Annotated in this window: 11 protein-coding genes; 8 read left to right on the top strand and 3 right to left on the bottom strand. The window is 57.1% G+C overall.

All coding sequences use genetic code 11. The annotated features are described in order from the left end of the window. The first annotated feature begins 130 nt into the window (after window positions 1–130). Window positions 131–4,321 carry a DNA-directed RNA polymerase subunit beta' gene (gene rpoC, locus RBB81_RS20550; RefSeq protein WP_353071922.1) on the top strand — a complete coding sequence of 1,397 codons (4,191 nt, stop codon included), beginning with the start codon at window positions 131–133 and terminating at the stop codon, window positions 4,319–4,321. A 125-nt stretch (window positions 4,322–4,446) separates the two neighbouring features. Then, window positions 4,447–5,760, top strand: a complete 1,314-nt coding sequence (locus tag RBB81_RS20545) for a hypothetical protein (protein ID WP_353071921.1) — start codon at window positions 4,447–4,449, stop codon at window positions 5,758–5,760. Between the two features lie 175 nt (window positions 5,761–5,935). Here RBB81_RS20545 and RBB81_RS20540 read toward each other — a convergent pair whose 3' ends face one another. The 3 genes from RBB81_RS20540 to RBB81_RS20530 all read right to left on the bottom strand — a co-directional run bounded on the left by RBB81_RS20540 (window position 5,936) and on the right by RBB81_RS20530 (window position 8,392). Continuing rightward, on the bottom strand, window positions 5,936–6,472 hold the full coding sequence (locus tag RBB81_RS20540; RefSeq protein WP_353071920.1) for a DUF417 family protein: 537 nt from the start codon (window positions 6,470–6,472) through the stop codon (window positions 5,936–5,938). Between the two features lie 219 nt (window positions 6,473–6,691). Next, window positions 6,692–7,270 (bottom strand): PEP-CTERM sorting domain-containing protein, encoded by a 579-nt coding sequence (locus RBB81_RS20535; RefSeq protein WP_179585093.1) that lies wholly within the window; start codon window positions 7,268–7,270, stop codon window positions 6,692–6,694. 90 nt (window positions 7,271–7,360) lie between these two features. Beyond that, entirely contained in the window at window positions 7,361–8,392 is a 1,032-nt protein-coding gene (locus RBB81_RS20530; RefSeq protein ID WP_353071919.1) for an alcohol dehydrogenase, read from the bottom strand. 296 nt (window positions 8,393–8,688) lie between these two features. Between RBB81_RS20530 and RBB81_RS20525 the strand changes: the two genes are divergently transcribed. The 6 genes from RBB81_RS20525 (at window position 8,689) to RBB81_RS20500 (ending at window position 13,037) form a co-directional block, all read left to right on the top strand. Then, window positions 8,689–9,027: an ArsR/SmtB family transcription factor gene (locus RBB81_RS20525; protein ID WP_179585092.1), complete on the top strand. Its 339-nt coding sequence runs from the start codon at window positions 8,689–8,691 to the stop codon at window positions 9,025–9,027. Next, window positions 9,024–9,488, top strand: a complete 465-nt coding sequence (locus RBB81_RS20520; RefSeq protein WP_353071918.1) for an SRPBCC domain-containing protein — start codon at window positions 9,024–9,026, stop codon at window positions 9,486–9,488. The genes RBB81_RS20525 and RBB81_RS20520 overlap by 4 nt, the downstream gene beginning before the upstream one ends. Before the next feature lie 44 nt (window positions 9,489–9,532). Next, a complete protein-coding gene (locus tag RBB81_RS20515) occupies window positions 9,533–9,700 on the top strand; it encodes a hypothetical protein (RefSeq protein WP_353071917.1) in 168 nt (55 codons plus the stop codon). Between the two features lie 449 nt (window positions 9,701–10,149). Continuing rightward, a complete protein-coding gene (locus RBB81_RS20510) occupies window positions 10,150–11,553 on the top strand; it encodes a vanadium-dependent haloperoxidase (RefSeq protein ID WP_353071916.1) in 1,404 nt (467 codons plus the stop codon). 15 nt (window positions 11,554–11,568) lie between these two features. Beyond that, entirely contained in the window at window positions 11,569–12,219 is a 651-nt protein-coding gene (locus RBB81_RS20505; RefSeq protein WP_353071915.1) for a pentapeptide repeat-containing protein, read from the top strand. A gap of 362 nt (window positions 12,220–12,581) precedes the next feature. Next, window positions 12,582–13,037 carry a hypothetical protein gene (locus RBB81_RS20500; RefSeq protein WP_353071914.1) on the top strand — a complete coding sequence of 152 codons (456 nt, stop codon included), beginning with the start codon at window positions 12,582–12,584 and terminating at the stop codon, window positions 13,035–13,037.

Genomic DNA, 13,037 nt, shown 5'->3' with positions numbered 1-13,037 from the left:
CCAAAGGGGAAGAGCAAACAAAGAGAAGCAGGCGACGGACCTAACCACCCACCGCCCAGCAGAAGTAAAGCAGCAGTAACCAGCAGCAAGGCGCAAAAAACGCCAGACACTGCACACGGAGACGCCAAATATGTTTCGCTCCAGCCCCTTTGAACTGACCGGACCCATCGCCGACTTCGACGCCATCAAGATCCAGCTCGCCAGCCCTGAGAAGATCCGCAGCTGGTCGCACGGCGAGGTCACCAAGCCGGAAACCATCAACTACCGTACCTTCAAGCCCGAGCGCGACGGCCTCTTCTGCGCCCGCATCTTCGGACCCATCACCGACTGGGAGTGCCTCTGCGGCAAGTACAAGCGCATGAAGCACCGCGGCGTCATCTGCGACAAGTGCGGCGTCGAAGTCACTCTCTCGAAGGTTCGCCGCGAGCGCCTCGGACACATCGAGCTCGCCAGCCCCTGCTCGCACGTCTGGTTCTTCAAGGGCTTGCCCTCGCGCATCGGCCACCTGCTCGACATCAGCCTGCGTGAGCTCGAGGCCGTCCTCTACTTCGAGTCCTACGTCGTCGTCGATCCAGGCGATGCGCCCGTAAAAGAGCGCGAAGTCATCAAGGACGAGACCAAGTTCCGCGAGCTCGATCAGCAGTACCGTCCCTCCGGCTTCAAGGCCATGATGGGCGCAGAAGCCATCAAGGAGCTCCTCAAGCGCGTTGAAGTCACCGAGCTCGCCATCGAGCTGCGCGAGCGCATGAAGACCGAGACCTCGCTGCAGAAGAAGCTCAAGTACTCCAAGCGGCTCAAGATCGTTGAGGCCTTCCGCAAGTCCGACAACCTGCCGCAGTGGATGATCCTCGACGTGATCCCCGTGATCCCGCCCGAGCTTCGCCCCCTCGTTCCGCTCGACGGCGGCCGCTTCGCCACGTCCGACCTGAACGACCTCTATCGCCGCGTCATCAACCGCAACAACCGCCTCAAGAAGCTGATGGACCTCCACGCACCTGAGGTCATCGTCCGGAACGAGAAGCGCATGTTGCAGGAAGCCGTCGACGCTCTCTTCGACAACGGTCGTCGTGGTCGCGTTCTCCGCGGCGCGAACAACCGTCCGCTTAAGTCGCTCTCCGACACCCTCAAGGGTAAGCAGGGCCGCTTCCGTCAGAACCTCCTCGGCAAGCGCGTCGACTACTCTGGCCGTTCGGTCATCGTCGTCGGCCCCGAGCTGAAGCTGCACCAGTGCGGTCTTCCCAAGAAGATGGCGCTCGAGCTCTTCAAGCCCTTCATCTATCACCGCCTCGAGCAGACCGGCCACTGCACCACCATCAAGCAGGCCAAAGAGATGGTCGAAATGCAGGAGCCAATCGTCTGGGACATCCTCGAAGAGGTCATCAAGGATCACCCGGTTCTTCTGAACCGCGCCCCGACGCTTCACCGTCTCGGCATCCAGGCTTTCGAGCCCGTACTCGTTGAAGGTAAGGCGATCAAGATCCATCCGCTCGTCTGCACTGCCTTCAACGCGGACTTCGACGGCGACCAGATGGCCGTTCACATCCCGCTCTCCCCTGAGGCTCAGATCGAAGCCAGCGTACTCATGCTCGCTTCGCATAACATCTTGTCCCCAGCCTCTGGGCAACCGATCACAGTCCCGACCCAGGACCTCGTCCTCGGCCTCTACTACCTCACCAAGGCGAAGGTTAACGCCAAGGGTGAAGGCCGCGTCTTCGCCAACATCGAAGAGGTCTTCATGGCCCTCGAAGCGAAGCAGGTCGAGACCCTCACCCCGATTCGTCTGCGCTACACCGGCCCTGTCCTTGACATGACCACCGCGTACGACGATCAGGACCTCACCCACACCGAGCCGGTCGAGTTCAACAAGCAGTACATCAACACGACCGTCGGCCGCGCCATCCTCAACGATGCGCTCCCCGAGGGCATGCCTTACGTCAACGGCCTGCTCAAGAAGAAGGGTATCGGCCAGCTCATCAACTACTGCTACCTGAACCTCGGCCTCGAAGTCACCGTCAAGACTCTCGACCGCGTCAAGGACCTCGGCTTCACCTATGCCACGCGCTCCGGCCTCTCTGTGGGCTTGGACGACATGGTCATCCCCGACTCCAAGTACACCGTCGTGGGCGATGCCGAAAAGCAGGTTCTCGCCATGCAGCAGCAGTACCTCGACGGAGCCATCACCAACGGTGAGCGCTCCAACAAGGTCATCCAGATGTGGTCGGGAGTCACCGAGCGCGTCGCCGACGAGATGTTCAACAACATGAAGCGTGCCGACAAGGAAGGAGCCATGAACCCGATCTACATCATGGCCGACTCCGGTGCTCGTGGATCCAAACAGCAGATCCGCCAGCTCTCCGGCATGCGTGGTTTGATGGCCAAGCCCTCCGGCGAAATCATCGAAACCCCCATCACGGCGAACTTCCGCGAAGGCCTCACCGTGCTGCAGTACTTCATCTCGACCCACGGCGCACGTAAGGGCCTCGCCGACACCGCACTCAAGACCGCAGACTCGGGTTACCTCACCCGCCGTCTGGTCGACGTTGCGCAGGATGTCATTATCTCGCACAACGACTGCGGCACCGTCGAAGGCATCTACGTCACCCCCATCATCGAAGCCGGCGAGACCATCGAGCCCCTGCGCGACCGCATCATCGGCCGCGTCTCGCTCGAGAAGCTCAAGGACTTCGAGGGCAAGACCATCGTCGACATCAACCAGGAGATCGACGAAGATCTCGCCAGCGCCGTTCAGGCCGCGGGTATCGAGCGCGTCAAGATTCGCTCGGTTCTCACCTGCGAATCCAAGCGCGGCGTCTGCATCCTCTGCTACGGCCGTAACCTCGGCTCCGGCAAGATGGTCGAGATGGGCGAAGCCGTCGGCGTCATCGCGGCGCAGTCCATCGGCGAGCCCGGCACTCAGCTCACCATGCGTACCTTCCACATCGGCGGTACGGCATCACGCGTATCCGACGCCTCGCACCTCGAGGCCAAGAACGTCGGCACCGTGCGCTTCATCAACCTCGTCACCGTTCGCTCCAAGGACGGCGGCCTGGTCGCCTTCAACCGCAACGGTTCGCTCGCCATCGTCGACGAGAAGGGCCGCGAGAAGGAGCGTTACGCTGTCGTCTACGGTGCCAAGCTCAAGGTCGAAGAGGGCCAGCAGGTCGTCCAGGGCACGCGCCTCGGCGAGTGGGATCCCTACACCTTCTCCCTCCTCACCGAGATCGCCGGAACCGTCCAGTTCAAGGACCTCCAGGAAGGCCTCACCCTCAACGAAGAAGTCGACGAAGTCACCGGCCTCAGCCGTCTTGTCGTCACCGACTCCTCCGATGAGAAGCGTCAGCCCGCGATCATCATCAAGTCCGCTCAGGGCAACAAGCGTTACCTCATGCCTTCACGCGCTCACCTCATGGTGGCCGACGGCGACGAGATCTTCCCCGGCGACATCCTTGCCAAGATCCCACGCGAAACAACGCGTACCAAGGACATTACCGGCGGTCTCCCACGCGTCGTCGAACTCTTCGAGGCCCGCAAGCCCCGCGATCCGGCGATCATCAGCAAGATCGATGGTGTCGTTCGCTTCGGCGAAGTCTCCAAGGGTCAGCGCAAGGTCTACGTCACCGCGGACAACGGTCAGGAAGAGGAGTACAGCGTTCCCCGCGGTACGTACGTCAACGTGCAGGAAGGCGAACGCCTCCGTGCCGGTGATGCACTCATCGACGGTCCCCGCAACCCGCACGACATTCTGGAAGTTCTCGGCGAGCGCGCACTCCAGCAGTACCTCGTCAACGAAATCCAGGAAGTCTACCGGCTCCAGGGCGTCACCATCTCCGACAAGCACATCGAAACCATCGTTCGTCAGATGCTTCGCTGGGTCAAGATCGAAGAAGTCGGTGACACCACCTTCCTCGTCGATCAGCAGACCGACCGCTTCCGCTTCAACGCCGAGAACCAGCGCGTGTTGATGTCCGGCGGCAAGCCTGCCATCGGCCGTTCGCTCCTCCTCGGCATCACCAAGGCGTCGCTCTCGACCGACAGCTTCATCTCGGCCGCCAGCTTCCAGGAGACCACCCGCGTACTCACTGAAGCCAGCATCAACGGCTCCATCGACACGCTCCGTGGCCTCAAGGAAAACGTCATCGTAGGCCGCCTCATCCCCGCCGGAACCGGCATGGAGTACTACCGCAACGTCCAGCTCTCACCAGAACTGGAAGAAGCGGCAGCCCAGGTCCAGCAGGAAGTGGCATCCGCCATCGAAGCCGAAGAGCGCGAACTGGAGCAGATGCGCATGGAAGGCGAACAAGAAGAACTAGCCGCCGAGTAGTACTTCGTACTGTTCTCGACGCTTCGCGTAACAATAAAACAACGGCAGGGCTTCGGCCCTGCCGTTTTGTTTTGACTAGAGACCGTCAACTGCGTAAGTCTAGTCTGTCATCAGAAAAGGGCGAAATGAGCACCGAGAGAGCAGGAAAGGTCGCAAACAAATACAAGCGTGCATTTTCATGGAGATTACAACAAGGTGCAGCGCTAAATCCGGCGGCACATGGTTCCGCGAGACTGGCAAACGGAGATTACCCCGACATTCTCGAGGATTACCTGATCACAAGCCGAAAGAGACAACATAATCCCACTGCGATGGCGCAACTCCAAATGCATATACTTCACGACGCCGCCGTGCAGGAGAAAAGCATAAAGCATTACAAAGCTCAGACGCCCGTCACCGAGCGAGAGCGGGAATTTATTGACTCACAAATCTTTATGCATAGGATGACTGCGAATACTCTGAGGATAATCGGGGATGGGATTGCTTGGCGAGCATTCGGATATGACAGATCAGTCCCGAGGGTCTTGTCGCAAAATCCAGTCAATCAAGTGATCTTGTCAGAAGGCCTGATCGCGGAGATGGACTATTGGAGCAGCGAGTTTTTTACGAGAGGCTCTTTTCCTATTCTTAACTGCATCACTAACTGTTTGGCGCTAGGCGATGTGACCGTCGTTCGTGAGGATGGGTCAGTTGAGGTCGTAGAGGTTAAGGCAGGCAAGACGAAAGATAGTAGAAAGATTAAACAAAAGCAGCGATTGGGTGCTGCCATAGAAGTGTTGAATGGTTATGGAAAATTAGATGAAAAATTTGTATCTGTTAAGACGCTGCCACTCACGCCCCAAAATTATTTATCTAAGTTAGAGGAGCTCTTACAACAAGCGGAACAACAAGGGACAAGTGGGGCGCTCATTTCCCCTTACTGCTACGTCGAATGTTTTGACATATCGAAAATTGAAGATATGACAGCCGCGTTGTCCCATTTGAAGGCCACTCGGATCGAAAAGACCTCAAACTGGAAAGAGGAACTCACGTCAGAGATAGATAGCATGCAAGTTGCCACCTTCTCGCCGAACGTAGCGCCATTTTCTATCTTTCCTTTTAGTGAGAGAACCTGTGTCGAACTCGCAATCGGACTGAAATCTTATACATGCTATGTAAATTTAGAACTAGTATTTGTAGGTTTTCAAAAGGAAGGTTGGCTCATAGAGAAGCAAATGAATGACGCTCTACAAGACAGTGATAACTATGCCGCTTTGATGGTGAAAAAGAATGGATTCTACTGTCATTTCCCTCCTAGCGATATTGCGAAATTGCATATGGAGTTATTGACTCCGGAATCCTTAATTGCCCAATGTGAATACTTGCGCGGCTTGGGCCGCGAACACGAAGGCGAATATGGATATTTACTGCTCGAAGGCGAAGCTTCCCAGTGGCGCTAACCGGACGAGAGCGCTGTTTCGGTCTAGAATTCTGGTGGGTGGCCGGGTGGCCCACCCTTGCTCTTACTCATTTCAACCAACCACAAATGATCGGGTGCCCCATCCTTCGCGCACTTGCGAAGGGTGGGAGTGCAGTCATTCAGGACTCCAAGGTCATGAATTCCCCCGCAGACCATCATCTCTGATTCTCAGCCATGATCGCTTTTCGGCCATAGTAGCTGATCAGATAGAACGCAACTCCGAAAGCGATAATGTCCTTGAAGAGAAACAGGCCGGTGTTGTTCATGTAATGGATGCCGTGAACCACGACGGTGTCATCCGGCGTCGTGATCAACATGGTGCTCGTGGTGAAGAACATGCCGACTAGAATGATCCCGCCCAGAATGCCTGCTTTAGGTTTGAAGTAGCCAATGATCAGCAGGATTGCTGCAGTCCATTCCGTGAGCCCGATCATATCCCCCAAAATATATGGTCCAAAGTGCTTGAACTGCCAACTGGTCAATGGGCTGTTACTGACAAGCGGGATGATGCCCTCCGCTCCCGGTGCTGTCATCTTGAATTTCCCCGCCCACAGCAACATCACGATCATTCCAACACTGCAAATAAGGAAAGGGATATTTCGATTTGCGACAAACGCCGCGATCTTTGTTAGCACACTCTTCGCCTGTATTTCGTTATCGCCCCATGCCCCAGTCGGTGTGGTTTCAGCCATAAAAAGACTCCTTCATGTAAGGTCATCATCGAGCAGATGGCCCACATCCGAAAGTCTATATCTGGCTCTACATCTCGATTGTGAGATGTGGGCATTCACGCCACGCTAGCACCGCTTCTCTTGGCAGAACCTAAATGTTCGCCAGCCCAACTGCGCGTACCAAATGATTCGCGAGCCACCCGTCGCGAGTGTTAGCGCAGTCCGCAGGAGCCGCCGCCGCTAGGAAGCTCTTCGGGCAGCTCGCATGCGGCTGAAGCCAATTTGCAAGAGACCGGCAAGGCCGGTACCGAGCAGGACAAGGCTCGACGGCTCAGGTGTGGCCTCACCTCCCGTCACCACGAAGTCCAGCGAGGTAATCTCCTCGACCACCTCTGTCTGGTCCCCGCCGATAGAATCGCGAACGCCGCTGCCATAGCAGGTCGTTGTTACGAAGGTAGGCACCGCCCCGGTGCCGGCGAGAGGGGGGATGTCCTGGCAGGTACCGTCGATTTCGAAATCGTAGATGAAATTTGGTCCAAAGTTGGTGAACGCGAGCGAGCCGCCAAAGAAATCCACTGTGTCGAAGCTGCTCGGGCTCGGAAACTCGGGCGACTGAATGAGGGGATACAAGAAATCAAACTGGTAATTTGGGTGGAGATAGAAGAACACCTTGTCCGGATCGAACGAGAAGGTGGTCGAGCCCGTGTCGTCGAAGTTGTGGTAGACGAAGTTGACGGTAACCGTCACGAGTGGATCGGCCTGAGCCGCAAGGCAACCGCCAAAAACCAGTAGACACAGAAGACAAAGGGATCGACGCATGAACGCCTCCTAAATTCCTCTTCTAAGGCACGTCTACACTAGACCCGAATTAGCCCCAGGTCAATGGATGAATTCAGGACCTCGGTCACGCTACATCGTCAGCACCACGCGAAACTGTGCATTCCCGCTCATCATCCGCGCATAAGCCTCGGCTGCTTTTTCGAGCGGATAGGTTTCAATCATGGGCCGCACGCCGGTCAGCTCTGCGAAGCGCAGTGTGTCCTCGGAGTCAGTTGGTGTTCCCGAAGCCCACCCTTGAATCGTTCGGCTAGAAGTGATGAGCTGTATTGGCGTGACCTCAATGGGATCGAAGCTGGCACCAATCACCATAAGCTTGCCGTTCGGCCCCAGCCCATTGATCAACTCAGACATCGCCTTCGAACTCGGAGCGGTCGCCAAAATCACCTTTGCCCCGCCCAGCTTTTGTAACTCCTCGGCAGCGTTCGTCGCTTTGCTGTCGATGTACACATTCGCTCCAAGCTTCTTCGCAAGCGCCGCGTTCTCCGGTCCACGCCCGATCGCCGCAACGTTATAACCAAACTTGCTCGCAAACTGAATTCCAAGGTGACCGAGACCGCCGATACCCTGAACCGCAACGAGGTCGCTGGGCAGTGCACCGCTGTGCCGCAGCGCGTTGAAGGTAGTAATCCCCGCGCAGAGCAGAGGCGCCGCTTCAACGTCACCCAGACTATCCGGTATCGCCACCAATGCCTCCACCGGAGCCACCATGTATTCCTGGTACCCGCCGTCATAGCTGATGCCCGGAATCTTCATATTCGAGCAGTTGCCAAAATCACCACGCCGACACGAGAGACACGTGTTGTCATGGCCGCCATGCCAGCCGACACCGACGCGCTGCCCCTTCTTCCACGTCGATACCCCCGCACCCACCTCATCGACAACGCCTGCCACCTCATGTCCAGGAGCCCGCGGATACTGAATGCCCGGCCACGCACCTTCTTTCGTCATCGCATCACTGTGACAAACCCCGCAGGCCAGCACCTTGATCCTTATATGCCCCGCATCTGGGTTAGGAATCGCACGCTCCACAATCTGAAAATCTCCGCCGGCCGCGGAAACTTGAGCCACCTTCATCGTTGCTGCTGCGACGGCTGTTGCCATAAATCCTCCTGAGCTTTCAATCACGATGTTGGAAAAAGCTTGCTGGTGGTGCATTGACCTCTTCGCTGCCTACGTCCATTCGCGCGAGCAGGTCATCGCACAAAACTTCGACGGCGGGTAGCCCACCTTGGTTTCATCAATTTCAACCAACCAGAAATAATCGGGTGCCCCATCCTTCGCGCACTCTCCAAAGGGTGAGATGGAAAACAGCCGGAGCCACCCGTCAATAGCGACTCTCCGCATATGATGAAACTTAAATCTTGACAATAAGTTATTACTTATATAAGTTATAACCTATGAATGGCCTCGATACAAAGTTCTCGGCCTTAGCTGACCCAACTCGCCGGGCGATTCTGGCGCGGCTCTCACTGGGCGAGGCCACGGTCAATGAACTGGCACGTCCCTTCGAGATGTCGCAACCGGCGATCTCGCAACATCTCAAAGTGCTCGAAGATGCTGGGCTGATCATGCGACGGGTGGAAGGCACAAAGCGCCCCCGTCGTCTCGCGAAGGAGGGAATCGAAGCGATGAATCAATGGCTTGGAATGCTCCGCACTGCGCTTGAGAAGAACTACGACCGGCTGGACGGAGTTCTGGCCGCTATCGACACAAAGAAGAGAGGAGAGATGCGATGAGCAAGATGACGTTGAAGACGGAAGGCGATACCCATGTGATTGTGACGAGGCGCTTTGATGCGCCGCCGGAAGCGCTGTATCGCGCGCACACCGATCCGAAGTTGTTACAAAAGTGGCTGCTCGGCCCTGAAGGCTGGAGCATGCCTGTCTGCATCAACGACGCGAAGCCCGGAGGGAAGTTCCGCTACGAGTGGACCAACGGCAAAGGCGCCGGATTCCACATAACGGGTGAGTACCTTGAGCTGAACCCTTTCAACAGAATCGTGCACGTCGAACGGATGCACCTGCCGGATCCCACGCCCGACAACCACGTTGAAACCACCTTCGATCAGGACGGCGAAGGAACCTTGATGACGATCCGGATGACGCTACCCGATGAGAAAACGCGAGCAACGATGCTGGCGACAGGCATGGAACACGGTATGGAAGCAAGCTACGTGCGCCTCGAAGCAATGATCTAGCGTGCCTGCTGTGCGGAACCAAACGTAAGCGAAAAACAAGCTTCGTGCTCGAACCGCAAGGCTCCGACACCCGCGTCAACTGGATCATGAACGGCCCGATGAACTTCTTCCCCGGCAAGCTGATGAGCGTCTTTACCTCAATGGACAAAGTGATCGGCCCCGACTTCGACAAGGGGCTCGCCAACTTGAAAGCCGCCGCCGAACATCCGTAATCAGAGGCTTCAAAGAGGGCTCGCCCCGTAGCTCACAACATTAATTCAGCCCGGCTGTCCTGACTGCGAAGCGCCATTTTTTGGTGCAACTCTGACTTTTCGATTGTGCCTTGCCCAGGCCGGTGCTACAACGTTCCCCCGATCTGACTCAGGAACTTGCGGCGGTTATGTTGGTTGAGGTTGGGTTGAGGGTTGGCATGCGAGGACACGAGATCCTGTAAGGAAGGCGGGATACTAGTTATGTCAAGCATGCGACGGTTCAGACTACCGCGAGCGGCTTCGGCATACCAAGCAATCCGCGAGTCCAGGCATCGTTTGCGATCCGTCTCAACGCGGCGATCGCTCAGGCTCTTGTTCCAATTCCTTCCCATCAAACTAACGGAGATCAGCAGCGTTATTCCGACGGTTCGGCCACCTACACCAAAGTCGTCCTTCAGGATTCGATCGGCTTGGTAAACCCCGCCGCTTATCGAACCTTCACGACCGCTCTGGCCAGCGGCAAACCATCGGACTTCGAGAACATCATCATCGGAGGAACCCGCACCCTGAATGGGCCACAGGGTGGGTTAGCCTTCACGCTCGAAGGAACCGACTCGCATCAATTCGGCAGTTCACCCTCTCCTCACAACCAGGAGACCGAAGTCATCGTTCCAGCGCCGCCAGCCTTCTCCAGCCCCGCCTGGGGTACCGAGCTCACCGAGCTCTACTGGTGCTCGCTGCTGCGCGACACAGCCTTCACCGATTACCAAACCAGCCCCGTAGCCGCCGCGGCCTGCGCCGAGCTGACCAGCATGCCCAGCTACGCCGGGCCGCGAACGCATTCCGGTCAGGTCACACCCAATCTGCTCTTCCGCGGCTCCTACCCAGGCGAGACACTTGGGCCCTATATCTCGCAGCTGATCATCACACCCAGCTTCTTCGGACCCTTGCCCCTCACCAATCAGTACATAACCTATCAGGCCGGTCTCAACTACATGCTGGATCCCGATTCATTCCTGCAAGTCCAGAACGGGATCAATACAGGCCTCACCAATCAAGCGGACCCCAACGTTCGCTTCCTGCAAAACGGCCGTGGACTCGCCGCGTGGACCCACGTCGACGTGCTCTTTCAGGCATACTTCGTCGCGTTTCTCGTCATGAACACCCTCGGCGTACCCCTCAATCCAGGCAATCCCTACGCAACCTCCCGCACTCAAAATGGATTCGACACACTAGGTGGCCCCGACATCTCTGCAACCATCGGCGAAGTTGCAGCCCGCGTTCTCGACACGGTCTGGTATCAAAAGTGGTTCGTTCACCTGCGTCCACGGCCTGAGTCCAGCGGCGGCATCGCCTACCTCACCAGGACGAACCAGTTGGGCAGCCTTCAGGCCAGACTGAACAATAACTTCCTCAACTCGCAGGCGCTGAAAGCCAGCTATGAAGCTAACAACAGCTGGTTTCTCTCGCAAGCCTTTCCTGAGGGATCGCCCGCTCACCCCGCCTACCCCACCGGTCACGGCACTGTCGCCGGGGCTTGTATCACCGTTCTCAAGTTCTTCTACGATGGAAACTTCGTCGTCCCCAACCCACAGGTGCCTGCACCAGACGGTCTTTCGCTCAACCCCTACACAGGCCCTGACGCAGGTAGTCTCACCATCAACGGCGAGCTCAACAAACTCGCGCACAACATCACCTTCGGCCACGGCATTCACGCAGGCATCCACTGGCGCAGCGACAGCGACGATTCGCTCCGCCTCGGAGAGGCCTTCGCCATCAGCTTCCTGCAGGACAAGATTCGCGTCTACAACGAAAAACTAACGGTGCATCTCACCAAGCTGGACGGGTCCATCGCCACCATCTCCAATCAGTGAGGATATTCTGGAAGCATGGCGACGAAGACCAAGGGCCGCATCGCCCCGCAGATAGAGTTTGATCTACTCACGGAGACTTTTACCGAGCAGTTCGAATCTGGGCAGGTAAGCGACGCCACAGGGTCAGACATGGCTTTGCCTCCGCTTCTAAGTCCGCGCGGACAACCCGCGAGAATCGATCGCTGTCTTCTAAACTCCGTCTCGCTGGCTGATCCAAAAGCACACGGGCTGCACTTGCACGACTCCCGCATCGAAAGCTCCGACCTGGCGAACGGTGACCTGAAGGCAAGCTCCATCGAGCGCGTGGAGTTCATCTCAACGAGACTTACCGGCGCTATCTTCACCGATGCCCAACTGAAGAGCGTCCTCTTCAAAGAGTGCAAGCTGGACTTCGCTCTCCTGCGAATGGCGCGCCTTCAACACTGCGTCTTCGAGAACTGCAACCTGACCGATGCAGACTTCTACAGCGCCGATCTGTCCGGCACCATCTTTCGCGACTGCGACCTCAGCCGCGCGGACCTGTCACACGTGAAGCTCATTGGTGCGGATATTCGCGGCTGCCGGCTCGACGGCCTTCGGGGGACACCAGCCACCATGAGCGGTCTCACCATCAGCTCAGACCAAGCTGCCCTGCTAATAACCCTTTTTGATGTCCAGGTGAAATGACGACACGTCAAACCGGCGCAACCAATTCGTCGAGCGATGTAGAACAGCGACGCCACACCGTAATGTCCCGCATCACAAGCCACTGAGAGATGACAATCAGGGAAGGATGCTCTGGCTCCTGCATCAGTCAAGAACATCGTGATGGTTCACAGCGCATTTGCGGACGGTTCAAGCTGATCGAAGGTCATCCCGCTCTCCGCGCTTTGGGTCCACCTCCTCAGTCGAGACAGCCGCAGTCCAAGTGGTACTTTGTATCAACCTTGCAGTGTGTTATCTATAGAGACCTGCCACCCAAGCCGAGTTTGGTCTAGTGTGCACGTGCTACCGGGAAGCGCAGTGCACTGCGAGTCGAGGATACTTCCATGACCTTTAGCCCCAGGTACATCTTTCAACCCTCCGCAAAATACGATGGCGTCCGCCTCATCAACATCTATCTCCTGCGCCTGCTCTACATCCTGATGTTCTTCGTGCTGGGCAAACAAACCTGGACCCACATCCTCACTCATCAGGGACCGTGGGAGCCGATGGATGCCGTCGCCTGGTGCCTCTGGACAGCCTTCGCCACCCTGGCTGGCCTGGGAATCATTCGCCCTCTCAAGATGCTGCCGATCGTGCTGCTCGAGGTCTTCTACAAAGTCATGTGGCTCATCGTAGTGGCGTACCCACTCTGGTCGAAGGGCACGTTGGCGGGTTCATCAGCCGAAGGCACCACCTCCGCGTTTCTGTGGGTCATACTCCCCATCGTCGCAGTTCCGTGGGGATACGCGTTCCTGACTTACGTCTACAACCCAAAAAAACTACTGCAGGCAACCACATGA

Source organism: Tunturibacter gelidoferens, from assembly GCF_040358255.1.
Lineage (GTDB): Bacteria > Acidobacteriota > Terriglobia > Terriglobales > Acidobacteriaceae > Edaphobacter > Edaphobacter gelidiferens.
This window is presented reverse-complemented; position numbering and strand designations above follow the sequence as displayed.

What these genes read in the sequence shown, in the direction of transcription:
- rpoC (WP_353071922.1), top strand. Translation starts at nt 131, where the DNA reads ATGTTTCGCTCCAGCCCCTTTGAACTGACCGGACCCATCGCCGACTTC.
- RBB81_RS20545 (WP_353071921.1), top strand. Translation starts at nt 4,447, where the DNA reads ATGAGCACCGAGAGAGCAGGAAAGGTCGCAAACAAATACAAGCGTGCA.
- RBB81_RS20540 (WP_353071920.1), bottom strand. Translation starts at nt 6,472, where the DNA reads ATGGCTGAAACCACACCGACTGGGGCATGGGGCGATAACGAAATACAG.
- RBB81_RS20535 (WP_179585093.1), bottom strand. Translation starts at nt 7,270, where the DNA reads ATGCGTCGATCCCTTTGTCTTCTGTGTCTACTGGTTTTTGGCGGTTGC.
- RBB81_RS20530 (WP_353071919.1), bottom strand. Translation starts at nt 8,392, where the DNA reads ATGGCAACAGCCGTCGCAGCAGCAACGATGAAGGTGGCTCAAGTTTCC.
- RBB81_RS20525 (WP_179585092.1), top strand. Translation starts at nt 8,689, where the DNA reads ATGAATGGCCTCGATACAAAGTTCTCGGCCTTAGCTGACCCAACTCGC.
- RBB81_RS20520 (WP_353071918.1), top strand. Translation starts at nt 9,024, where the DNA reads ATGAGCAAGATGACGTTGAAGACGGAAGGCGATACCCATGTGATTGTG.
- RBB81_RS20505 (WP_353071915.1), top strand. Translation starts at nt 11,569, where the DNA reads ATGGCGACGAAGACCAAGGGCCGCATCGCCCCGCAGATAGAGTTTGAT.
- RBB81_RS20500 (WP_353071914.1), top strand. Translation starts at nt 12,582, where the DNA reads ATGACCTTTAGCCCCAGGTACATCTTTCAACCCTCCGCAAAATACGAT.